The organism is Rhodococcus sp. RD6.2 (assembly GCF_001040705.1).
Taxonomy (GTDB): Bacteria; Actinomycetota; Actinomycetes; order Mycobacteriales; family Mycobacteriaceae; genus Rhodococcus_G.
Map to the genome: position 1 here is coordinate 612,304 of NZ_CVQP01000001.1, position 22,585 is coordinate 634,888.

Sequence of the window (22,585 nt, forward strand, 5' to 3'; positions counted from 1 at the left end):
CTGCCGCGCAGGTGGGGGCGGTAAAATCCCGGCGAACACAGTGCCTCGTGAGCAGTCGAAGGGAATCGGATTGAACGCGCACACCGGAGAACGGGAGCAGCTCGAGTTCCAGGCGGAGACCCGCCAGTTGCTGGACCTGATGGTCCACTCGATCTACTCGAACAAGGACTCGTTCCTGCGGGAACTGGTGTCCAACGCCTCGGATGCACTCGACAAGTTGCGGCTCGCGGCCTTCCAGGACAAGGACCTGGACGCCGACACGTCCGACCTGCACATCGAGATCGCGATCGACAAGGACGCGCGGACGCTGACGATCCGCGACAACGGCATCGGCATGTCCCGGGACGAGGTCGTCGACCTGATCGGCACCCTCGCCAAGTCGGGCACCGCGGACTTGCGTCGCAAGCTCAAGGAGGCGAAGGACGCAGCCGCGAGCGAGGAGTTGATCGGCCAGTTCGGCATCGGCTTCTACTCCACGTTCATGGTCGCGGACAAGGTCACCCTGCTCACGCGTAAGGCCGGGGAGCGGCAGGCAACCCGCTGGGAGTCGAGTGGCGAAGCGACCTACGTCATCGAGACGGTGGACGATGCCCCGCAGGGCACTGCGGTGACGCTGCACCTCAAGCCCGCCGACACCGACGACAACCTGCACGACTACACCGCCGAGCGGAAGATCAAGGAACTCGTCACCCGGTACTCGGACTTCATCGCCTGGCCGATCCGGATGGACGTCGAACGCCGTACCCCGGCGACCGATGAGGAACCGGAAAAGGTCGAGGTCGAAACCCAGACTCTGAACTCGCAGAAGGCGCTGTGGGCGAAGTCGAAGGACGAGGTCTCCGAGGAGGAGTACACCGAGTTCTACCGCCACATCGCGCACGCATGGGATTCGCCGCTCGAGACGATCCCAATGAAGGCCGAGGGCACTTTCGAGTACCAGGCCCTGCTGTTCATCCCGCAGCACGCGCCGTTCGACCTGTTCATGCGCGACGGCAAGACCGGTGTCCACCTGTACGTCAAGCGGGTGTTCATCATGGACGACGCCGACGAACTGCTCCCCGAGTACCTGCGCTTCGTCAAGGGTGTCGTCGACGCCCAGGACCTCTCGCTGAACGTGTCCCGAGAGATCCTGCAGCAGGACAGGCAGATTCGCGCCATCCGGCGTCGACTCACCAAGAAGGTGCTCACCACGATCGCGGACATCGCGTCGTCGCGTCCCGACGACTACCGCACCCTGTGGTCCGAATTCGGCCGCGCCCTCAAGGAGGGGCTGATCTCCGACGTCGACAACCGCGACACGCTGCTGAAGATCTCGTCGTTCGCGTCCACGGCCAGCGAGGACGAACTCACCACCCTCGCCGACTACGTGTCCCGGATGAAGGACGATCAGAAGCAGATCTACTTCGCGACCGGCGAATCCCGTCAGCTGCTGGAGAACTCGCCGCACCTGGAGGCGTTCAAGGCCAAGGGACTCGAGGTGCTGCTGCTCACCGACCCCGTCGACGAGGTCTGGGCGTCGCAGGTGCCCGAGTTCGAGGGGATGACCTTCCAGTCCGTCGCCAAGGGCGAGGTCGACCTCGACAGCGATGAGGACAAGGCCGCCGCCGAGACCGAGCGTGAGGAGAAGGAGAAGGATTTCGCGGATCTGCTCTCCTGGCTGACGACGACCCTCGACGAGCAGGTCAAGTCGGTGCGGCTGTCGACCCGCCTGACCACCTCGCCCGCGTGCATCGTCGGCGACGATTTCTCCATGTCGCCCGCGCTGGAGCGGATGTACCGGGCGTCGGGTCAGCCGGTCCCGGTTACCAAGCGAATCCTCGAACTGAACCCCGAACACCCGCTCGTGCTCGCGCTGCGCACCGCGCACGCCGAACGCCCCGGGGACGAGGCGTCCGCGGAGACCGCCGAATTGCTGTACGGAATGGCGCTTCTCGCGGAAGGTGGCGAGCTCGCCGACCCGGCACGCTTCACCGCTCTGCTGGCGAACCGGCTGACCGCCGCGGTCTGACGCCGTTCGACGCAGCGCCGAAGCGGTCCGGGCCGTGCCCGGGCCGCTTCGGCGTGTCGTCCGTCGTCATCGCGGCGTCGACGGCACCCCGGACCGGATTCGGCCCACCTCGGTGCGGGCGAACTCGACCGCCGGGGTGTCGCGGCCGCCCGACGCGGCGAGCGCGTCCGCCACGTCGGCGACCGCGTCGAGGGTGTGGCCGCGGCGCCTGCGGTCCCGCCTGTCTACGCCCATCCTGCGGAACGCCCTGCGCACCTTGTGATCTCCGCACACTGCGATCAGTTCCTCGGGCGTGATGGTCCCGACCGCGACCTCGGGACCGAGCACGTCGCCGAGGAACGCGCGTTCGCGGGGGACCGTCATCCGAAACACCCGCACTGCGATGGCCAGGGCCACCACGATCACCACGACCCACGTCGCGACGAGTTGAACGATCCGGCCCCCGGCGAGTGCCGCCAGCGAATTCCACACCCCGTGCAGCAGCATCGCGGTCGCCATCAGCGCCAGCCCGCGTCCGACGCGGCGTGGCTCGGCGGGCCGGCCGAGCAGGTAGACCAGTCCGGCGCAGAAGACCGCGCTGTACAGGATGTGTGCCGCGACCCCGACTGCCATGCGCAGCCACACGGTCCCCATCGCTGCCGCCACCTGGTTCGCCCCGAACTGCGATCCGGCCGAGTTCAACGCGTACACGACGTCCTCCGCGATCTGGAATCCCAGGCCGAGGAACGCCCCGACGATGAAGCCGTCGAACGCGGTCCGGATCAACCGCGGCGCCAGCGCGATGAGCAGGAGCAGCCCGAGACCCTTCGCGATCTCCTCGGTGACGGGGGCCACGAGGCCGGCACCCCACGCCAATGACCACGACTGCCCGAGCGCTTTCGCGAACAGTCCGAGCGCGGCAGTGTTGGCCTCCGCCGCCAGCACCCAGGTCGCGGCGAACGCTCCCCACCCGAAGGCCACGACGACGATGCCGACAGGCTGCCGGGAGTATCGGTCGATGTGCTGGGTGAATCCCCAGAAGAGGGCGCCGTACACCCCGAACAACACGACCGACACCGCGATCGCACGTCCGTACGCGCCCGACGCGCCCACCAGCATCGTCACGAAACTGAACACACCGAGCGACACCAGCAGCAGATACACCCAGAACGCCGCATTGCGCGGCTGATAGAAGGTGAATGACCGGCCCCACCCGGAGTCCTCGATCGCGGCGACCCGACGTTCCGTCGCGGTGGCGGTCATCAGGACTCCTCCCTGTCGCGGTCGATGCTCGTGATCATTCGGGAGATCTCCTCGGCCCGTGATTGATCGGTGTCGGGGGGACCAGTGGCGACGACCTGGACACCCCGACCGTCCTCGACGAACGCCGCGAGGACCCCGGAGAACCGGGGCCCGGCGTAACGCGCGACGTATCCGTGCTCCCCGGAGTCGGTCGTGACGGGCGTTGGGGTGCCGTCGATGTGGATGCTGTCGTCCAGCGCCGTGGTCGTGTCCCGGATCTGTTCGAGGAGGGCGCGGGCATCGCCACTGAAGGCACCGGTCCGGACTGTCAGGGACACGTCATCGGCCTCGACGGTCGCGGAAGCCGGATACGACCCTGTCGCGGGCCGGTCGCCGGCCCGCACGCCGGAGGTGATGCCCCAGTCGGTCGCGGGCTCGAACGTCACCCCGCCCGCGATCTCCATCACGTCGCCTGCCGTGACGGTGTCGTCGTACTCGACCGCACTGTTGACAGCCGGCAGGACTGCCGCGAGTACGAAGGCGAATGCGAGCACCACGACGGCGGGCAGGAGGGTCGCACGGTCGAGCCCCAACCACCGCCGGTCCACCGGCACCCATCGGTCACCCGGGTCGAATTGGTTGGTCGGCGGTGAAACACCCTGCGTCATCGGACCTCCTGCGTCGCTGGGTGCAACGGTAGGGCGTGGGCGGGCACGTCGCCGCCGCGACACTCGCGACCCCGCCACGTTGCCGCTGCTATCGTCACCCGGTGCCGCGGATGACCAGCCCTGATGCGCAGTCGTACTGGATCTCACGCCGGATTCCGACAGACCAGTTCCTGCTGTACTGCTTCGTCGGTACGACCGAGCCGCTGACGAGCGCGCGGGACCAGCTTCTGGCGCGCGCCGCGACGATCGGCGACCTGTCCCTGCGGGTGCGGGAGGTTCCCCGACGGCTCGACGTTCCTCACTGGGCGCCTGCCGCGCCGGACGCCTCGTCGATCCGCCTGCACGAGGACACCGGAACCTGGAAGGACTGCCTGACCGTTCTCGGTGAACTCGTTCTCGACCAGGTCGATCCTGCTGAATCGCCCTGGCGGATCCACCTTTTCGGACCGTTGGTCGATGCACCGGACAGTGGCGGCGCCGAGTGCGTGGTAGCCGTCCTGCAGATGTCCCATGCCCTTGCCGACGGGAGGCGCGCCGCGGCGATCGCCCGCGACCTGTTCGCCGACGCGGCCCCGACACCGACGCGACCGCTGCCGCAGTGGCGTCCCCGCCTCGCCGCCGTGGCAGCCGCGGTCCGGCTGCCGATGCAGGTAGGCCGGATGCTGCTGCGCGCCCGGCCAGCTCACCTTGCACACCGCCAACTCGAACGCGACACAGCAGCAGGGTTGGTTCCGCCGAAGCCGCTCGGCCGGCCGAAGTTGCCGACGAATGCCGCACCGGACGAGCGGCGGACCCTCGGAGCCGTCGTCGTTCCGGCCGCCGACCTGCGAGGGCCCGGCGTCAGTGTCACCGTCGGTGCGCTGACGACGATCTCGTTGGCGCTCGGCAGGTACCTCCTCGAACGAGGAGTGGACCCCTCGGTGCTCGCCGCCGAGGTCACCGTCGCCAGGCCGGGAATCCCGTACGCCCGCAATCACTTCCGAAACTTCGCCGTCGAGCTTCATACCGAGGTCGACGATCCCGCCGATCGCGCTGCAGCCATCGCGGAGTCGCTTCGCGAGCGGAGGTTGCGCGCGGACCACCCGTCGCGGGCCGCCGAGGATCGCGCACTCGACGCCGTGCCCGCGCCCCTACTGCGACACGGCATCGAGCACTTCGATTTCACCGCCGTCCCGGACGAGGTCACCGGACACACGGTGGTCTCCAGCGTCGACCGTGGTCCCGCCGACCTCGTCCTCGCGGGTGGCCGGGTCGGGTTCACGGCAGGATTCCCCGCACTGTCTCGTTTCATGGGGCTGACCCACGGCGTGCACGGCATCGGTGACCGAGTGACGATCGCCGTTGCGACCTCACCCGCGGTGCTGCCCGACGTGGACGCGTACGAACGGTTGCTGAGCGACGCGGTCGCAGAAGTTGCGCAGGCCCTGCACACCGACCGTGATCGGACCGGGTCCTGATCGCCCGCGAACCACAGACAATCGGCCCGGTGGGCGTGGGGCTCCGCCGGGGCCCGACATGCAGGCCTTGCGTCACCCGGCGACGGTGACGCCCCCGAACGCCACCCCGCGGAACTCCGCGAGCGCCGTCGACCGCTTCTCGACGTCGGCGCGCTCCGCCTTCGACAGCACCCGCCACGGCGCCGTCTCGACCGTGAGCGTGCGGCCAGATGTCCGGGGTCGCCACTCGCCGATCAGGTCACCGCCGACTGCGATCGCACCCGGCCGTCCCAGAGTCGGCCACAGGGACTTCCGGTTCGCCGCGTCGGGCACGAGAATCTCCCGGTCCTTCAGTTGCAGGTACGGGTCGTACGGGCCGAGCAACTGCACCGACCTGTCGGGGGGAGAAGTACGCAGCGCGTCGACGTCGTCGGCGAGCGCCGAGCGGCTCACCCCGTCCACCGTCACCTCGACCGCGTCGGCCGGCCAGTTCGCCTTCACGTCCCGGACGGGCGCGTCGACGTACGCCGCGACCGCCTTCGGATCGCTGGGGCCGAAGAAGTGCAGGTACCCGCGGATCACGTCGAACCGCGGCTCGGCGTCGGTGCCCGTGTGCGCGTACGCCGCCCCGCGCCAGCCGGGAATGCGTTCGAGGACCGGTGGTGACGTGTGCGGGCGCAGTTCCAGACCTGCCTGAAGCGCCGCCAGCCGGAAGGGCATCTCGTACATGTGCGTCGCGCTGCATGGCCGGCAGAACCGGAGGTACGGCTCGGGCATCCGAGCGGTGAGTTGCGACGACATGTCGCCCTTCACAGTGGGCTCGTGGACGATGTCGCGCATCTCGTGTGCGACGGCGCGGAGCGCGTCGAACGTCGGAATACCCGCCGCCTTCAGTGGTCGGTTCGCATCGAAGATCCGCTTGGCGGCGTCCGCCTCCGACAGCGGGGCCGTCGCGACCGCCACCTTCGGCAGGTCCGCACGGCGATAGCAGTGCGGCGCACCCCGCAGCGTCCACGCCAGCGCGAGCGCGTCACCGGTGTCTGCCGGTGTGCCGCGCAGGTGCAGCGCCAACGCTGCGCCGTCGGGACCGGTGTTCTGGATTCCGAGGTCGAGGAGGTCGCAGTCGGCGGCGTCGGTGGCGACACCGGGCATGCGATCGAGCTGCTGCACGTGCCATCGATACGCGAGCACCTGCACACGGGACACCTCGGCGGTCATGGGCCGAGTGTAGGAGCGGTGACCGACACCAGGCGTGTCAGCGGTTGTCGACCTGATACGACTCGATCCGCCGGATCAACCCTTCCCGGAAGTGGAAGTAGTCGCTGAAGATGCCGTGCAGTTCGCCGCCGTCGGTGAACCGAGCCTCCACCGTCCCGAGCAGGACGACGACATCGTTCTCCTCGACCATGCGGATCACCGTCAACGTCGGTTTCCCGGTGAACGTGTCGTTCTCGATCTCCTTGTGGAAGGCCGCCTTGCCGGTGATCGAGAAGTCGCCCGGCATCTCCCAGATCACGTCCTCGGTGAGCAGGGAGAGGATCGCGTCGTGGTCGCCCGTGCGAAAACCCTCGACGTACGCGGCGACGGCGCGCTTGTTCGGGGACAGTGACGGATCGGATTCGGACATCTCCGGCTGCATGACTCTCCTTCGGGCAGTCGAGGCGGTCCAGTTCATCGTGGCACCGGTAGCGGCATCACACCCCTGATGAGGCCAGATTGATGTCGAGTTCCGCGAGAGACGCCGGATCGGCGAGCACGACCAGCTCGACGATCCGGTCTCCCTCGACCACGAACGTGTACACCGCCCGGACGTGCCCGTCGGGCGCCCACGCCGCCGCGGGACGCCCGTCGACAGTGACGACCTGCGCGGCACGAGCGCGCCCGCTGAAAGCCTCCGCGACGCCGCGGGCTCCGGCGACCATCGCCGACAGGGCAGGCGCACCGTGGGCCACCCCGGCCGCCGACGCGGACACCGCCACCGAGTCCGCGCGCAGCACGACATCCGGATCGAGCAGTTCGAGCAGGTCCTCGAAACGACCCTCCCGGGACGCGGCGAGAAACGCCTCGACCACCCGCCTGCGCCGCGGCGCGTCGGGCTCGGCGACGCCACCGCCCTGCACGCGGCGCCTGGCTCGGCTCGCCAACTGCCGCGCGGCGGCGGGGGAGCGGTCCACGATCGGTGCGATCTCGTCGAACGGCACCGCGAACAGGTCGTGCAGCACGAAGGTGAGCCGCTCTGCGGGCGTGAGGGTGTCGAGCACGACGAGCAACGCAACACCGATCGAATCGGCAAGGACCGCTTCGGTTTCCGGTCCGATTGCCGCATCGGCCGGATCGGGGCGGCCGGGCTCGTCCAGCGTCACCTCGCGGCGCGACCCCCTCGAGCGCAGCATGTCCAGGCACACCCGGCTGAGGGCGGTCGTGAGCCAGCCCGCCAGGTTCAGGATCTCGTCGCTGTCGACCCGAGCCAGGCGTAACCACGTCTCCTGCACCGCATCGTCGGCCTCCGCGGTCGACCCGAGCATGCGGAAGCCCACAGCCCGCAGATGGTCGCGGTGCTCCTCGAACTGCCTGGCCAGAATCTCTTCACTCATCGCTGTCACATTCTCTCGTAGCGGTCCGTCAGAGGGGTGACGAACATGCGAGAACCGATGTGACAGGAGAGTTCGAGATGCAGGCACGAATGACCAATCCCGCGATGGTTCTGCCCGGCGCCGTGGCGGCGTTGCAGGCAGTCGGCCGCACGACGGAGAACACCGGACTGCCGACCCGCACCGTGCACCTCGTGCACCTGCGCGCCAGCCAGATCAACGGCTGCGGCGTCTGCGTCGACATGCACCCGAAGCTGGCGATGAAGGACGGCGAAACCGTCGAGCGCCTGCTCGCGGTCGCCGCGTGGCGCGAATCCCCGTACTTCACGGACGCCGAACGGGCAGCGCTGGCACTGACCGAGTCGGTGACCCGGCTCGCCGACCGACCCGACCCCGTCCCGGACGACGTCTGGGACGACGCTGCCGACCACTACGACGAGCAGCAGCTCGCTGCGCTGATCATGCAGATCTCGCTGATCAATGTGTGGAACCGGCTCAACGCCACCGTCAAGCAGGTCGCCGGCGCAGGCTGGTGAACACGACGGCGGCCCGGTGGGAATCCCACCGGGCCGCCGCCGCACATCTGGTTACAGGCCGGGACGCTTGCCCACGGTCAGGGTGACCTCGCCGGTGTGCGCGAAGAAATCGTTGCCCTTGTCGTCGACGACGATGAACGCGGGGAAGTCGACGACGTCGATCTTCCACACCGCCTCCATGCCGAGCTCCTCGTACTCGACGACCTCGACGTGCTTGATGCAGTCCAGCGCCAGACGCGCGGCCGGGCCACCGATCGAACCGAGGTAGAAGCCGCCGTGCGAGTTGCAGGCGTCGGTGACCTGCTTCGAGCGGTTGCCCTTCGCGAGCATGACCATCGAGCCGCCCGCGGCCTGGAACTGCTCCACGTACGAGTCCATGCGGCCTGCGGTCGTCGGGCCGAACGATCCCGACGCAAGTCCCTCGGGAGTCTTCGCCGGTCCGGCGTAGTAGACGGGGTGATCGCGCAGGTACTGCGGCATCTCCTCGCCTGCGTCGAGGCGTTCCTTGATCTTCGCGTGCGCGATGTCGCGGGCGACGACCAGCGGACCCGTCAGCGACAGACGCGTCTTCACCGGGTGCTTCGACAGCTCGGCGAGGATCTCCGGCATCGGCTTCGTCAGGTCGATCTTGACCGCGGCGCCCTTGCCGGTACCCGAGATGCCGTCGGTCTCCGCGTCGAGCTGGCTGTCGGTGACCTCGGGCAGGAACTGGCCGGGGTTGAACTCGAGCTGCTCGAGAAACACGCCCTCGGGGGTGATCTTCGCCTTCGCCTGACGGTCCGCCGAGCAGGAGACGGCGATCGCGACAGGAAGCGACGCGCCGTGCCGGGGCAGGCGGATGACCCGGACGTCGTGGCAGAAGTACTTGCCGCCGAACTGCGCGCCGATGCCGATCTTCTGGGTCAGCTCGAAGACCTGCTTCTCCAGTTCGTGGTCCCGGAAGCCGCGGCCGGTGATCGCGCCCTCGGTGGGCAGCTCGTCCAGGTAGTGCGCCGACGCGTACTTCGCCGTCTTGAGCGCGAACTCGGCGGAGGTGCCGCCGACGACGATCGCCAGGTGGTACGGCGGGCACGCCGCGGTGCCGAGCGACCGGATCTTGGCCTCGAGGAACTGCATCATCGAGTCCGGGTTCAGGATCGCCTTCGTCTCCTGATACAGGTACGACTTGTTCGCCGACCCTCCACCCTTCGCCATGAAGAGGAACTTGTAGGAGTTCTCGTGGCCCTTCGCGGTGTCCGCGTACAGCTCGATCTGCGCGGGCAGGTTGTTGCCGGTGTTCTTCTCCTCCCACATCGTGATCGGAGCGTTCTGCGAGTACCGCAGATTCAACCGGGTGTACGCGTCGTACACGCCCCGCGCGATCGACTCCTCGTCGTCACCAGGCGTGAGAACCTGCTGGCCGCGCTTGCCCATCACGATCGCCGTGCCGGTGTCCTGGCACATCGGGAGCACACCCGCCGCGGAGATGTTCGCGTTCTTCAGCAGATCGAGTGCGACGAACTTGTCGTTGTCCGAGGCCTCCGGGTCGTCGAGAATGCTCGCGACCTGCTTGAGGTGATCGGTGCGCAGGTAGTGCGAGATGTCGTGCAGCGCGGTCTCGGTGAGCAGCCGCATCGCTTCGGGCTCGACCTTCAGGAAGGTGCGTCCGTCCGGTCCCTCGACGGTGGACACCCCCTCGGTGGTCAGCAGCCGGTACTCGGTGGGATCTTCCCCGATCGGCAGCAGGTCCTCGTAGAGGAAGTCGGCCATCATCTCTCCTGGGCATGGGCGTGTGAAGGTCGGGATCCAGGCTAAACCTGCCCGTCGAGTGTGACGAAGGCGGGGATCATACGGGCCTTTCCCTGCTCGTGGGGTCCGTACACTGGGCGGGGTGTCCGAAACGATCGCCGTCCATCGCCCGCGGTTCCACGCGTATCTCGACGTCGCGGTCGTCGTCGCGGTCCTGGTGTGCACGAACCTGATCGCGCACTTCACCACCGTGTGGGCGTCGGTGGCCGCCGTCCCGATCGCGGCAGCGGTCCTCCTCGGTCTGGGCCGGAGTCGGGGACTGGGCTGGCACGAACTCGGACTCTCGCCGCGGCACTGGCGGCGCGGCACCCTCTATGCGCTCGGTGCGGTCGCGCTGGTCCTCGCCGTGGTCGCGGCGGCCATCGCGCTTCCGCTGACCCGCCAGTTCTTCCTGAGCAACCGGTACGCGACGGTCTCGGGTGCACTGATCGCATCGATGATCGTCATCCCCCTGCAGACCGTCATCCCGGAGGAGCTGGCGTTCCGTGGTGTCCTGCACGGAACGCTCGAACGTGTCTGGGGCGCCCGCGGAGTCTTCGCGGCAGGTTCGCTCCTGTTCGGCTTCTGGCACATCGCGTCGTCACTGGGACTGACCACGGGTAATCAGGGGCTCACCGGGATCCTCGGCGCCGGACTGTTCGGGCAGATCGTCGGGATCGCGGGCGCCGTTGCCGCCACCGCGGCCGCCGGAGTCGCATTCACCTGGTTGCGGCGCCGCAGCGGCAGCCTCCTCGCGCCCATCGCGCTGCACTGGTCCCTCAACGGAGTGGGAGCCCTCGCGGCGGCCCTCGTCTGGCACGTCACCCTGTCGTGACGTTGCCACCGTTCTCGAACTCGGCGATGTCGCGCGCCAGCTCTCGCTGAAGGGCGAAGTACATCGCCGGGTGCATCCGCTGCTGTTCCGGAAGCGGAACACGTTTGCGTGGTCGCCCGAAGGCCAGCCAGAGCGCGGGACCGACCGGCGGCAGCAGCGCGATCGCCGCGATCCACGTCCGGCGGCGCGCCCGGCACATCTCCCACTCCCGTCGCGAGACGGCATCCGTGAGCGTCCCAGCCCAGAGCGGCACGATCACCGCCGCGGCCAGCATCGGCGTGAGTTGCTTCTGCACGATTTCGGTTCCTCCCCCGTCGCGTGGCTGTCGAAGCCACCTGATGTCGACCCCCTGCAGGGAGGGTACGGGGTGGGGGAGCTGTTTCACCCGGGGTTCGTACCGGACTTAGCGAACCCTCAGGAACGGCTGAGATTCGTCTCAGAGGTCGAACGGAACCCACCGGCCGAACGGCGGAGGCCCCTCGCCGTGCACCTTGATGCGATGACTCGGGTCGTCCGGGGTGATGTGCATCCATTCGTAGCCGTGGAGAACGTGTTCCTCGTTTTCCTCGGTGCTCGCGACGACGAGGTCGCCGTTGGGGCGTTGCTCGAATGTGAACGGGCTCTCGGGTGCGATCACCCACCACGTTTCCTTAGCCATGGCCCACCCTCCTCGGGGAGGTTTTCCTGCTGGTCGGCTGCCCTTCGGATACGGTTCCGAGCCTACCGCCGAACCGGCCGTCGGCACCCGCACCTTCGGTTACGGGTGAGACGCAACAGGGCGCGTGCGACTGGCGGGCACCACTGTGCTGTGATGCAATTCACCGAGGCCGACCGCAGACGATCCGATGAAGCGAGGCGCCCCGTGCATGTCACCCGTCGTGAACTGTTCAGATTCGCAGCCGTGGGCTCGGCCGCGCTCGGTGCCGCGGCGCTGGGCGTGACCGGCGCCGCGGGTGCCGCGCCGCTCGGCACACTGGTCGACTACTCCGGCGGCGTGCCGTCCGCCGACGCCATCCGAGCAGCAGGGCATGTCGGCGCCATCCGATACGTCTCCGATCGCAGGCCGGGCGCCGAATGGATGGTCGGCAAACCCATCCGGGCCGACGAGGCGTCCGCGTTGATCGAGGCCGGCCTCGAGATCGTTTCCTGCTACCAGTTCGGCAAAGGTGCGACCGCCGACTGGCGCGGTGGATTCGAAGCGGGTGTCACACATGCCAGGCGCGGACTCGAACTGCACCGCGCCGCGGGCGGACCCGAAGGGCGCCCGATCTACACGTCGATCGACGACAACCCGAACACCGTCGACATCACGACGAAGGTCCTGCCGTACGTACTCGGCTGGGAATCCGTGATCGGACGCGAGAACACCGGCGTCTACGCGAACTCCGGCACGATCGACGCACTGAGGCTGGCAGGCGCGGGAAGTTTCTTCTGGCAGCACGACTGGGGGACACCCGAGGGCTACGTCCACCCCGCCGCGCACCTGCACCAGTACGAGATCGACAAGCGTGCCATCGACGGGGTCGGAGTCGACCTCAACACGATCCTCAAGCCCGACTACGGCCAGTGGTCGCTCGCCTGAGCGACCACCGGCCGTAGTTGTACGGTCCTAGGTCAGCAGAGCGGCTTGGCGATGTTGTAGATCTGCTGCGCCTGCTCCGGAGTCGCCTCGGTGCCGCCGTTGCCCGCCCGAACCTGCAGTTCGGAGACCACCGTCGACTCGTCGACGTTGGCGTCGATTGCCGCACACGTCTCGGCGTAGATGTCCTCGATGGCGGCGTCGTCGCGTCCCTCGGAGAGATCGGGATAGCCCGCCCGGAATGCGGCGACGAACGCACCCGACTGGATGGCGTCGACCGCGCCACTCGCGCGACTCGTCAGGCCCGCCGCCGCGGACTGCATCGACGAGACCGCTCCCTGCGCCGACGAGATGGCGCCCTGGGCTGCGTTCGCGGCCGAGCTGACGGCATCGGATGCCCGATCGAGGACGCCCGCCGTCGTGGTGACGGTGGTGTCGCTGCTCTCGCTGTCGGAGGTGCATCCCGCGACGGTGAGAGAGACGACGGTCGCGGTGAACAGTGCTGCTGCTACACGCTTCATGTGTCGAGCCTAGCCCCGGACGTAACGCCTGGGGCGGATGTGGACGACGTAGGGAAGAACGAGTCGCAATCGAAAGGACACCGATCACACGTGGACATTGTCATCAACCTCGTCTATGCATTCGCAGCCAACCTCTACGAGGAGATCTCCGCAGGCTCGACCGCAGGCGTAGGGGAGCAGCAGAACCCCTGACGGGCCGGTCGGTGTCAGCCGCCGACCTTTGCGAGCCACCGACGGGCCTCGTCCGGCAGTGTGCCCGCGGACTCGGCGGCGCGGCACCACTTCTTGGCCATCGCAAGGAACTTCATCGGGTTGTAGACGTCCTCTTCGCAGGACCACAGCCCGTCGCCCGCGTAGTGCAGGATCGTCAGGTTCGACGCGCCGTGGACCGATCCGTCGCCCGGATCGCACATCGGGTTGTCGATCTCGCAGATCACCCAGCCCCGCTGCTCGTCGATGGTGTGCCACAGCGCCGGGAATGCCGTCATGTGACTGCCGGGGAAGCTCGACATCGTGCGGTTGATCCACGGACGGATCTCCTCGCGGCCGGAGAACGTGCCGTATGCGTGCTCCACGTAGTTCGCGTCCTCGGTGAACATGTCCGCGAACAGGTCCCAGTTCCCGGTCTCCTTCGCGGTCTCCACCGTGCGCTGGTAGCCGGCGAATGCCTGCTCCAGTTCCTCCCGGCTCCAGCGGCCTCCGGTCGGGGCGAGTGTGGCGTCGTTGCCGGGCAGGGTCACGGGGTCCTCCATCGGTGTCGGTCGAAACCGGATGGGGCGATCCCGGTTTCGGCTCAGGTCTGGGTATGCGAGAGCGGTGACGCCGCGAGTTCCGGTTCCTCCGCCAGCACGTGAAGTGGGCGGTCTCCGGGACCCTCGCCGTCGGCCCGCCAGGACAGCACCGACCATCGGGACAGGCCCGACAGCGCGGAACCGAGGCTACCGAACGAGCCGGACGACAGCGCGGAACCGGCGGATCCGATCGACCCTATCGAGAGGATCGAGAAGGCGGAGCCGATCGACAGGATCGAGTACGCGGACCCGATCGACAGGATGGATCCCTCCGAGCGGATGGACAGGATCGACCGACTGGAGCGCACGGACTTGACGGAGCGTCGACTGCGAGTGGCCATTCCCCGGTTTACCACGGTGCGGCCCACCGCACGACCCGGCGAATGAACGAAGGCCCCTCGCGTGACGCGAGGGGCCTTCGTGAGTTCGTCGATCGGAACTTCCCGATCAGGGGACGTACACGGTCCCGACGGTCGGGAGGAAGCTGCAGGTAACGGCTGCGCCGCCCTCGGTCTCCGTGGTGAGCCCACCGGAGACCACGGCGAGAACGCGGCCCTGGCCGGTCTGGGCGATGCCGGACAGGGTGGCCGGGCCGTCCGGGTTGATCCGGGACGCGGTGGTCAGCTCGGTGCGGCCGGTCTTCGGGTGGTCGATGTTGACCCAGTCGACGACCAGCGGCGCAGGCTGCTTTTCGGTGGCCTTGCTGGTGCCGAGCGCGGTGAACACGAAACCCGTCTCGCCGGCCTTCGGTCCCGGAGGGGGCAGGTGCGCGGGCCCGGGAACGGCGAGCGCCGCACCGATCGAGTCGGACTTGCCGCCGATGCAGCCCTTGCCGATGGTCGGGTACAGGAACTGGGAGATGACCGGGCCGCTCTCCGGGGGCAGCTCCGGGCCGCCGCCGCCGCTGCCGTCGAGGAACGTGATGACACGCTGGAGGGTCGACTTCGTCTGCGGGGGCAGGTTGGACGCCTCGAGCAGCGCCTTCGCCTGCGCGAGCAGATCTGCCTGCGGGTTGGCAATGTCCGTCACGCCGAGCTCGATCGGGCCCGCGGCTGCACCGACGATCGCGGGGGCGAGCGAGGCGAGGGCCTCGATATCCAGGCCCTCAGGGATCTGGGGGACCGTGGGCTCGGCGGACGCGCTCGCCGGTAGCGCGACTGCGGCGGCGGCAATCGCCAGCGCAATGATCGATGTGCGCGTTCCTCGCGTACGAAGCACGGTGTCCCCATCCTTGTCGTCAAACGTCGGCGTCCCTAAGGCGACGACTGGCCCAGTAGGCCCCTCGTTGTCGAAGGGTCACTCTATGCAGGGCTTCTGGCGTTGTACAGCGTTTGCCGTGACCGTCCCACGCAATGGCGAGGGGCGAGCACCCGCGGAAGTCTACTCACTGGTACTTCCGACGATGTCGACGTCCCGACGATAGCGTGTTACGGGAGTGAACTCTGAGGTAGTTGATGCAACTGTTACTTGCTGCCGTCGCCGTGCATCGAGTCCGCCGCCCCTGACGTAGGCTCGCCGACGACCAAGTCGGGTCCGGCCCGCAGGAACACCACCACCCTGGAGAACACGAGCACAGTGTCCGAGACGACTCCTGCGTCCGAGGCGAACGACGCCGCCCCGGCCCGCAGCCCCAGGACACGGGCGGACCGGTTCCTGCGGCTGGCACCCCTGCTCCTCTTCGTCTCGGTCGCGGCGCGGATGGCATGGTCCCTGCTCAGCGCCAACGGCATGAACCTCGTCGACCTGCACGTGTACGTGGACGGATCTGCGGCCCTGCTCCAGGGCGACCTGTACGACTTCACGTACTCCGAGGTGACGCCCGACTTCCCGCTGCCGTTCACCTACCCGCCGTTCGCCGCACTCGTCTTCTTCCCACTGCACTATCTGCCGTTCCCGGTCGTCGGCATCGGATGGCAGCTCGCGACGATCGCAGCGCTCTACCTGCTGGTCAGGATGAGCATCGAACTGCTTCATGGCACCCGAACGGCGTGGACACGTGGACTCGACCACCGATGGACCTCCATCGCCCTTCTGTGGACCGTGGTCGGAATGTGGACGGAACCGGTCCGCACCACCCTGGACTACGGACAGGTCAACGTCTTCCTCGCGCTCGGGGCGATGGTCGCGGTGCGCTCGACTCGGTGGTGGGTTGCGGGCGGGCTCGTCGGATTCGTCGCAGGCATAAAGCTGACTCCGGCAGTAACCGGGTTGTACTTCGTGCTGCGGCGCCGCTGGAAGGACGCGGTGTTCGCCGCGGTCGCCTTCGGTGGCACCGTCGCCCTCAGCTACCTGCTGATCGGGAACGAGGCGCGCACCTACTTCGAGCACCTGCTCGGAGACGCGTCGCGGATCGGGCCGGTCGGGTCGGTCTGGAACCAGTCCCTGCGCGGCGCGATCAGCCGCGTCGCCGGTCACGACGTCGGCAGCGGCGGCGTGTGGCTCGTCGGGGTCGCGGTCGCGGCAGCGCTCGCGTGGTTGGCGTGGCGGTCTCTCGGGCGTGACGATCTGCTGGGCACGCTGGTGATCGTCCAACTGTTCGGGCTGCTGCTCTCGCCGATCTCCTGGTCGCACCACTGGGTGTGGCTGATCCCGATGTCGATCTGGCTGGTGCACGGTCCGCTCGCCGACCGTCTCGGCTCGAAGATCCTCGCCGGAGCGTGGCTGACGTCGATCCTGGTCGGTGTGCCGTGGGTGCTGAGCTTCTTCCAGGATTCGATCTGGCTGATCTCCCGGCCCGGCCTGCTGGCGTGGCTCGGTGCGGTCGACGTCATCGGGACGGCGGCCTTCTTCCTGTGGGTGATCTACGCCGGTCGGGTCAGCCCGCGGCCAGCCGGTCGATCGCCCGCGCCAGCGTCACGTCCAGATCGGTGATTCCGCCCTTGAAATGGGTGGAGCACCGGAAGGTGAGAGTTCGCCAGCGGATGTCGATGTCGGGGTGGTGATTGCCCGACTCGGCGATCTCGGCCACCCGGTCGACCAGGGTGATCGCGGCGGGAAACGTGGGCAGTTCGACGGTTCGAACGATCGCCGCGCCGTCGCGGCGCCACTGAGGCAGCCCCGTCAGTGCCTCGGCGACCTCTGCGTCGGTCAGCAACTCGGCCATGGTCATGATGGTCCCATGCACACGGGTGCGAGCAACAGGGACGACCGGCGGGAAGTGGCCGCCGCGGCGATCGTCGACGATGGCCGGCTGCTGCTCGCGCAGCGCGTGAGCCCACCGGAACTGGCAGGCCGGTGGGAACTTCCCGGCGGCAAGATCGAACCTGGCGAGACGCCTGCCGAGGGACTACGACGCGAACTGCGCGAGGAGCTCGGTGTCGAGACGGTCGTCGGCGCGCGGATCGGTGTGGACGTCCCGCTGCCGAACGGAATGGTGCTGCGGGCGTACGCCGTGGAATTGAGATCGGGCGTCCCGGTCGCGCTCGAACATGCCGCGGTGCGGTGGGTCGGCGCCACCGACCTCCTGGGCGCCGACCTCGTACCCAACGATCGCGCCTGGCTGCCCGAGCTGATCGGCCTCCTCGCAGTCAGGTAGGTCGGTCAGCTCAGGCGGCACGCGCCTTCTTCAGGCCCTTCTTGAGTTCCTTGCCTGTTGCACCCTGATCCTCGAGCTTCTTCATCCGCATGATGACGACCGGGCACTTCACACACCGGGTCTTGCTGCGGCAGCACTTCTTCTTCGGCTTCAGGCTCGACACCTTCTTCGCCTTGACCTTGCTCATTGGCGACCGGGACCTTCCACTCGACAACCACGAAGCGACTCTCCGAGGGAGGTTAGCGTGTCCTCAGTCGCCTGGGACGCCGGGTCAGCGGCCGTGCACCGGGTAGTTGCCGCGGATCACGTGCGACGGATCGACCGACTCCTTCAGGCGCCGCAACGAGTCCAGGACCGGTGCGTCGAAAGCGCGGTCCAGGGACTCGCTCGGCCCGAGCAGCGTCGGGACGGTGGGGCCCGCGGACCAGGGGGCGAGCTCGTCGAACAACGTCGACATCGCCTCCGCTCCGGCAGCGAGCAGATCGGGTGCAGGCGCGACGGTCAGCGTCATCACCGCATACTCGGCGCCACGAGGCCGGAGGTCGAATGCGCCCGCCCGCCCGGTACGCGACGGACCGCCCAGGTGGCGGAACTGGATCTGGCTCAGCGGAAGCGAGCCGGCCGTACCGGCGCGCTCGACGACCAGGTCGACGAGGTCGTCGTCCAACGCGGTGAGCATCATCGAGGAGTGCACGCCCGGTGACGGATCCGTCGGCTCCTCGCAGATCGTGCCGACGTCGCCGGGCAGCAGTGGGCGAGTCGTGTCGCGCAGGACCGTGCCCGTCGCGCGGATCGAGGCCAAGTGGTTCGTGAGCTCGTCCTCCGAGCCCAGCAGTATCGCGTCGACGAAGCAGAACGATTGCCCGCGGATCTCGTCGGGCAGCTCCGGGATCGGGGGGAAGTGCATGATCGACGCCCATACCGACAGTTCCGCTGGAGCGGTGGCCGTCAGGGCGGCGACAGCGCGTAGCACCGCCGCGGCGTCGGTGGCGGGGAAGGCCACTCGGCCGCCCGTGATCTCGGGAGCCGGGAACAGGTCGATCTCGACCGCGGTGACGATGCCGAACTCGCCGCCTCCCCCGCGAAGTGCCCACATCAGTTCGGGGGACGTGTCGTCGCTGATCCACCGGTGCGTGCCGCCCGCGTCGACCAGTTCGACCGCGCTCAGCGACCCCGATCCCGGCCCGTACGGGCGGGTGAACCACGACAGTCCGCCGCCTAGGCAGAAGCCCACCACCGAGACGTCGGGATTCGAGCCGACCAATCCGGTCAGGCCGGTTCCGTCGAGTGCGGACTGCAGCGCACCCCACTTCACGCCCGCTCCGACTCGCGCGGTCCGCGCGGTGGAGTCGATCCAGATGTCGTCGAGGGCAGCGGTCCGGATCAGGAGGGTGTCGTCGAGCGCCCTGTTCGCACCGTGGCCACCCGGCTGCGCCGTCACGCGGACACCGCAGTCGGCGGCGAAGCGGACGGTCTTGACGACGTCGGCGACGGTCGCGGCGGTGACGACCGCGGCGGGATGTTGCGTCACGCTCACGTTCCACGCCAGGGTCGCGGCCGGCCAGTCCTGATCGCCCGGAAGGTGGAGCGTTCCGTCGAGGTCGGCGGCGAGCAGATCCCACGCGGCGGTGGCGGAGCGGGTGCGGGAGCGATGGGCGTCGAGGTCGATCGGTGTCGATGTCATGGCCGACAGCCTCCGGCGGTGCGACGGCCGGGCACATCCCTCGGGACCGGGCTTTCGACATCCCAGGAACCTGGGGTGTCGGAATTGCGCCGCGCACGGGAGGATTCCACGCCATGACGACCATGCGCGCGGAAACGGTCCGCACCAAGCTCGACGCTCTGTCTCGGGCCGGTGGGTCGTGGCAGGAGTTCGGCCTGACTGCCATGGAGTTGTTGACGAAGGCGGTGCCGTTCGACGCGGCGTGCTTCGGCACGATCGATCCAGCGACGTCGATGGTGACCGGTTCGGTCAAGTCCGGACTCGACAACCCGTGCGAGGTCGAGTTCGCCTTCCACGAGTACGTCGAGGACAACGTCAGTCTCTTCACCGATCTGGCTCGTCGCAAGGTTGGAGTGAGCATCCTGCACGAGGAGACCGGGGGCGATCCGAGGCGCAGCTCCCGGTTCCGGGACCTGTTCGAGCCGATGTTCGACCTCGGGCACGAGATGCGGGCGACGATCCGGACCGGTGGAGACGTGTGGGGCGGCCTGGCCGTCTATCGGCGGGCGGGTGGCAGTGGGTTCAGCCCGGCGGAGGCCGATTTCCTCCAGGGGTTGTCCGGGACGCTCGCCGTCGGGGTTCGCGCCGGCCTGATCGTGGACGCGGCATTGGGGGGCGAGGTCGGCGTCGAATCGGGAGGGCGGTTCGCTGCGGAAAGGGTGGACGGTCCCGCAGTCCTCACCTTCGACCACCACAACCAGCTGTGCCAGGCCACCCAGGCCGCGCAAGCGCGCGTCGAGGAACTCGGTGGGGACCTCTGGGCGGAGCTTCCCCAGCCGGTGTTGGCGACGCTGGCGGGTGCGCGGGCGTTCGCGGCGGGGCGGACGTCGGCTCCTCCGCGTGTGCGGGTCCGCTCGGGGACCGGCCAGTGGCTGGCCGTCCACGCCGCCGCGCTCACCGGGCGCGCGGGTCATCCCACGCAGGTCGTGGTGACGATCGAGCCGGCAGGCGCACCCGAGGTGGTGCCGCTGGTGGTGGCGGCGTTCGGGCTGACGCCGCGGGAACGCGACGTCGTGGACGGGGTTCTGCGCGGGGCGAGCACCGCCGAGATCGCCAAAGCACTGCATCTGTCCCCGTACACGGTGCAGGACCACCTCAAGGTCGTCTTCGACAAGGCCGGCGTCTCGAACCGGAAGGAACTCAGCGCTCGGGTGTTCTTCGACCACTACGCCCCACGTAAGGACTCCCGGGTGGGGCCGTCCGGGTGGTTCGCCCAGCCCTGAACGCCACCAGTGTCGCAGATCACTATTCCCTGGTCAGGGGCCGTGATCGAGGATTGTGATGTGTGGAACCGGGGCGCGGGCGGGTAGGATGTTCGCTGGCCGCAGTCCCTGCACCAGCGCAAAATGTCGATTTGGCACGCGACGTTCGGTTTGACGGGGGTCGCGAATGGAAATCACGCATGCGCGTAGCGGCAGCCAGAAGCCGTGCGACCCCAAATTCGTGTGGCCCCATCAGCAGCCAGGAGAACGCCCCGCGTGAGCACCACCAATTTCCGCAACGTCGCCATCGTCGCGCACGTCGACCATGGCAAGACCACCCTCGTCGACGCGATGCTGCGCCAGTCCGGCGCCTTCGCCGAGCGCGCCGAGCTGGTCGACCGCGTGATGGACTCCGGTGACCTGGAGCGCGAAAAGGGCATCACCATCCTCGCGAAGAACACCGCGGTTCACCGCCACAACGAAGACGGCACCGTCACCGTCATCAACGTGATCGACACTCCGGGCCACGCCGACTTCGGTGGTGAGGTCGAGCGCGGCCTGTCCATGGTCGACGGCGTCGTCCTGCTCGTCGACGCGTCCGAGGGCCCGCTGCCGCAGACCCGATTCGTGCTCCGCAAGGCCCTCTCGGCGTCCCTGCCGGTCATCATCGTCGTGAACAAGACGGACCGCCCCGACGCCCGTATCGAGGAGGTCGTCACCGAGGCCCAGGACCTGCTCCTCGACCTGGCGTCCGATCTCGACGACGAGGCCGCTCAGGCCGCCGAGGCGCTGCTCGACCTCCCGGTGCTGTACGCGTCGGGCCGTGAGGGCAAGGCGTCGCTGAACCGTCCCGAGGACGGCCAGGCGCCCGACACCGAGAACCTCAACGTGCTCTTCGACGTGCTGATGGAGCACGTCCCGGCGCCCAAGGGCGACGAGAACGCACCCCTGCAGGCCCACGTCACCAACCTCGACGCCTCCGACTTCCTCGGTCGTCTCGCGCTGGTCCGCATCCACAACGGCCAGCTCCGCAAGGGCCAGAACGTCGCATGGATGCATGCCGACGGCGTGAAGACCGTCAAGATCACCGAACTGCTCAAGACGGTCGGCGTCACCCGTGAGCCCGGCGAGAGCGCAGGCGCAGGCGACATCGTCGCCGTCGCGGGCATCCCGGAGATCATGATCGGTGACACCCTCGCCGACACCGAGAACCCGGTCGCACTGCCGACCATCACCGTCGACGAGCCCGCGATCTCGGTCGTCATCGGAACCAACACCTCGCCGCTCGTCGGCCGGGTGAAGGGCCACAAGCTCACCGCGCGCATGGTCAAGACGCGCCTGGACTCCGAGCTGATCGGCAACGTGTCGCTGCGCGTCCTCGACATCGGCCGCCCGGACGCCTGGGAGGTGCAGGGCCGAGGCGAGCTGGCGCTGGCCATCCTCGTCGAGCAGATGCGCCGTGAGGGCTTCGAGCTGACCGTCGGCAAGCCGCAGGTGGTCACCCGTCAGGTCGACGGCAAGCTGCACGAGCCGTTCGAGGAGCTGACCATCGACACCCCGGAAGAGCACCTCGGCGCGATCACGCAGCTGCTCGCCAACCGCAAGGGCAAGATGGTCCAGATGACCAACCACGGAACCGGTTGGGTCCGTATGGAGTTCATCGTCCCGTCGCGTGGCCTGATCGGGTTCCGCACCGACTTCCTCACCGAAACCCGCGGCACCGGCATCGCCAACGCCGTCTCGCACGGTTACGGCCCCTGGGCCGGCGAGATCCGCGCGCGCCACACCGGCTCGCTCGTCTCGGACCGGAGCGGCACCGTGACCCCGTTCGCCATGATCCAGCTGTCGGATCGCGGCACGTTCTTCGTCGACCCGGGTGCCGACACCTACGAGGGCATGGTCGTGGGCATCAACCCGCGTGCCGAGGACCTCGACATCAACGTCACCAAGGAAAAGAAGCTCACCAACATGCGTTCGGCGACGGCCGACGTCACGGAGACTCTTGCGAAGCCGATCGAGCTGACCCTCGAGTCCGCGATGGAGTTCTGCGCAGGCGACGAGTGCGTCGAGGTCACCCCGGAGGCCATCCGCGTCCGCAAGGTGCACCTGAACGCGACCGAGCGCGCCCGCGAGCGTTCGCGCGCGAAGTCCCGTGACAAGGCTGCGCTGTAA

At 68.3% G+C, this 22,585-nt stretch carries 24 protein-coding genes; 9 read left to right on the forward strand and 15 right to left on the reverse strand.

The window, feature by feature from the left end; all coding sequences use genetic code 11:
• Positions 1–70 precede the first annotated feature (70 nt).
• Complete coding sequence (gene htpG / locus RHCRD62_RS02710; protein WP_084734036.1) at positions 71–2,008, forward strand: molecular chaperone HtpG; 1,938 nt, start codon at positions 71–73, stop codon at positions 2,006–2,008.
• Positions 2,009–2,074: 66 nt separating this feature from the next.
• On the opposite strand, the gene RHCRD62_RS02715 is transcribed toward htpG, so the two are convergent.
• On the reverse strand, positions 2,075–3,250 hold the full coding sequence (locus RHCRD62_RS02715) for a PrsW family intramembrane metalloprotease (RefSeq protein WP_050063097.1): 1,176 nt from the start codon (positions 3,248–3,250) through the stop codon (positions 2,075–2,077).
• Positions 3,250–3,897, reverse strand: a complete 648-nt coding sequence (locus RHCRD62_RS02720; protein ID WP_050063098.1) for a hypothetical protein — start codon at positions 3,895–3,897, stop codon at positions 3,250–3,252. Before RHCRD62_RS02720 ends, RHCRD62_RS02715 begins: the two co-directional genes overlap by 1 nt.
• Positions 3,898–4,007: 110 nt before the next feature.
• Between RHCRD62_RS02720 and RHCRD62_RS02725 the strand changes: the two genes are divergently transcribed.
• Positions 4,008–5,354 carry a WS/DGAT domain-containing protein gene (locus RHCRD62_RS02725; protein WP_050063099.1) on the forward strand — a complete coding sequence of 449 codons (1,347 nt, stop codon included), beginning with the start codon at positions 4,008–4,010 and terminating at the stop codon, positions 5,352–5,354.
• A gap of 72 nt (positions 5,355–5,426) precedes the next feature.
• On the opposite strand, the gene RHCRD62_RS02730 is transcribed toward RHCRD62_RS02725, so the two are convergent.
• The 3 genes from RHCRD62_RS02730 to RHCRD62_RS02740 are packed head-to-tail and all read right to left on the reverse strand — an operon-like array spanning position 5,427 to position 7,927.
• A complete protein-coding gene (locus RHCRD62_RS02730; protein WP_050063100.1) occupies positions 5,427–6,551 on the reverse strand; it encodes a DNA glycosylase AlkZ-like family protein in 1,125 nt (374 codons plus the stop codon).
• A gap of 37 nt (positions 6,552–6,588) precedes the next feature.
• A complete protein-coding gene (locus RHCRD62_RS02735) occupies positions 6,589–6,972 on the reverse strand; it encodes a nuclear transport factor 2 family protein (protein ID WP_050063101.1) in 384 nt (127 codons plus the stop codon).
• A 55-nt stretch (positions 6,973–7,027) separates the two neighbouring features.
• Entirely contained in the window at positions 7,028–7,927 is a 900-nt protein-coding gene (locus RHCRD62_RS02740; RefSeq protein ID WP_050063102.1) for a sigma-70 family RNA polymerase sigma factor, read from the reverse strand.
• A gap of 77 nt (positions 7,928–8,004) precedes the next feature.
• On the opposite strand from RHCRD62_RS02740, the gene RHCRD62_RS02745 reads away from it, so the two are divergent.
• A complete protein-coding gene (locus RHCRD62_RS02745) occupies positions 8,005–8,460 on the forward strand; it encodes a carboxymuconolactone decarboxylase family protein (protein WP_050063436.1) in 456 nt (151 codons plus the stop codon).
• Between the two features lie 51 nt (positions 8,461–8,511).
• Here RHCRD62_RS02745 and RHCRD62_RS02750 read toward each other — a convergent pair whose 3' ends face one another.
• Positions 8,512–10,209, reverse strand: coding sequence for a fumarate hydratase (locus RHCRD62_RS02750; RefSeq protein WP_050063437.1), 1,698 nt, complete (start codon positions 10,207–10,209; stop codon positions 8,512–8,514).
• 121 nt (positions 10,210–10,330) lie between these two features.
• Here RHCRD62_RS02750 and RHCRD62_RS02755 point away from each other — a divergent pair, with 121 nt between their 5' ends.
• Positions 10,331–11,062, forward strand: a complete 732-nt coding sequence (locus tag RHCRD62_RS02755) for a CPBP family intramembrane glutamic endopeptidase (protein WP_172670988.1) — start codon at positions 10,331–10,333, stop codon at positions 11,060–11,062.
• On the opposite strand, the gene RHCRD62_RS02760 is transcribed toward RHCRD62_RS02755, so the two are convergent.
• Both RHCRD62_RS02760 and RHCRD62_RS02765 read right to left on the reverse strand, forming a co-directional pair.
• Positions 11,049–11,357 carry a PLD nuclease N-terminal domain-containing protein gene (locus tag RHCRD62_RS02760; RefSeq protein ID WP_050063104.1) on the reverse strand — a complete coding sequence of 103 codons (309 nt, stop codon included), beginning with the start codon at positions 11,355–11,357 and terminating at the stop codon, positions 11,049–11,051. The two genes, RHCRD62_RS02755 and RHCRD62_RS02760, sit on opposite strands and share 14 nt — an antisense overlap.
• Before the next feature lie 141 nt (positions 11,358–11,498).
• A complete protein-coding gene (locus tag RHCRD62_RS02765) occupies positions 11,499–11,720 on the reverse strand; it encodes a hypothetical protein (protein WP_050063105.1) in 222 nt (73 codons plus the stop codon).
• 153 nt (positions 11,721–11,873) lie between these two features.
• Here RHCRD62_RS02765 and RHCRD62_RS02770 point away from each other — a divergent pair, with 153 nt between their 5' ends.
• On the forward strand, positions 11,874–12,644 hold the full coding sequence (locus RHCRD62_RS02770; RefSeq protein WP_050063106.1) for a DUF1906 domain-containing protein: 771 nt from the start codon (positions 11,874–11,876) through the stop codon (positions 12,642–12,644).
• 32 nt (positions 12,645–12,676) lie between these two features.
• On the opposite strand, the gene RHCRD62_RS02775 is transcribed toward RHCRD62_RS02770, so the two are convergent.
• The 4 genes from RHCRD62_RS02775 to RHCRD62_RS02790 all read right to left on the reverse strand — a co-directional run bounded on the left by RHCRD62_RS02775 (position 12,677) and on the right by RHCRD62_RS02790 (position 15,171).
• Positions 12,677–13,162, reverse strand: a complete 486-nt coding sequence (locus RHCRD62_RS02775) for a hypothetical protein (protein WP_050063107.1) — start codon at positions 13,160–13,162, stop codon at positions 12,677–12,679.
• A gap of 206 nt (positions 13,163–13,368) precedes the next feature.
• A complete protein-coding gene (locus RHCRD62_RS02780; RefSeq protein WP_253277165.1) occupies positions 13,369–13,902 on the reverse strand; it encodes a nuclear transport factor 2 family protein in 534 nt (177 codons plus the stop codon).
• A gap of 53 nt (positions 13,903–13,955) precedes the next feature.
• Positions 13,956–14,294, reverse strand: coding sequence for a hypothetical protein (locus tag RHCRD62_RS02785; protein ID WP_050063109.1), 339 nt, complete (start codon positions 14,292–14,294; stop codon positions 13,956–13,958).
• A gap of 106 nt (positions 14,295–14,400) precedes the next feature.
• A complete protein-coding gene (locus RHCRD62_RS02790; RefSeq protein WP_172670989.1) occupies positions 14,401–15,171 on the reverse strand; it encodes an Rv1157c family protein in 771 nt (256 codons plus the stop codon).
• A gap of 435 nt (positions 15,172–15,606) precedes the next feature.
• Between RHCRD62_RS02790 and RHCRD62_RS02795 the strand changes: the two genes are divergently transcribed.
• Complete coding sequence (locus RHCRD62_RS02795) at positions 15,607–16,824, forward strand: mannosyltransferase (protein WP_050063439.1); 1,218 nt, start codon at positions 15,607–15,609, stop codon at positions 16,822–16,824.
• On the opposite strand, the gene RHCRD62_RS02800 is transcribed toward RHCRD62_RS02795, so the two are convergent.
• A complete protein-coding gene (locus RHCRD62_RS02800) occupies positions 16,769–17,056 on the reverse strand; it encodes a 4a-hydroxytetrahydrobiopterin dehydratase (RefSeq protein WP_050063440.1) in 288 nt (95 codons plus the stop codon). The two genes, RHCRD62_RS02795 and RHCRD62_RS02800, sit on opposite strands and share 56 nt — an antisense overlap.
• A gap of 15 nt (positions 17,057–17,071) precedes the next feature.
• Between RHCRD62_RS02800 and RHCRD62_RS02805 the strand changes: the two genes are divergently transcribed.
• Complete coding sequence (locus RHCRD62_RS02805) at positions 17,072–17,488, forward strand: (deoxy)nucleoside triphosphate pyrophosphohydrolase (protein ID WP_050063110.1); 417 nt, start codon at positions 17,072–17,074, stop codon at positions 17,486–17,488.
• Positions 17,489–17,498: 10 nt separating this feature from the next.
• Here RHCRD62_RS02805 and RHCRD62_RS26020 read toward each other — a convergent pair whose 3' ends face one another.
• Both RHCRD62_RS26020 and RHCRD62_RS02810 read right to left on the reverse strand, forming a co-directional pair.
• On the reverse strand, positions 17,499–17,675 hold the full coding sequence (locus RHCRD62_RS26020; protein ID WP_171018702.1) for a hypothetical protein: 177 nt from the start codon (positions 17,673–17,675) through the stop codon (positions 17,499–17,501).
• An 84-nt stretch (positions 17,676–17,759) separates the two neighbouring features.
• Positions 17,760–19,172, reverse strand: coding sequence for an FAD-binding oxidoreductase (locus tag RHCRD62_RS02810; protein WP_050063111.1), 1,413 nt, complete (start codon positions 19,170–19,172; stop codon positions 17,760–17,762).
• Positions 19,173–19,285: 113 nt separating this feature from the next.
• Between RHCRD62_RS02810 and RHCRD62_RS02815 the strand changes: the two genes are divergently transcribed.
• Both RHCRD62_RS02815 and typA read left to right on the forward strand, forming a co-directional pair.
• Complete coding sequence (locus RHCRD62_RS02815; RefSeq protein WP_050063112.1) at positions 19,286–20,434, forward strand: LuxR C-terminal-related transcriptional regulator; 1,149 nt, start codon at positions 19,286–19,288, stop codon at positions 20,432–20,434.
• A 255-nt stretch (positions 20,435–20,689) separates the two neighbouring features.
• The gene (gene typA, locus RHCRD62_RS02820) at positions 20,690–22,585 is read left to right on the forward strand and encodes a translational GTPase TypA (protein WP_050063113.1); all 1,896 of its coding nucleotides are present in this window, start codon (positions 20,690–20,692) and stop codon (positions 22,583–22,585) included.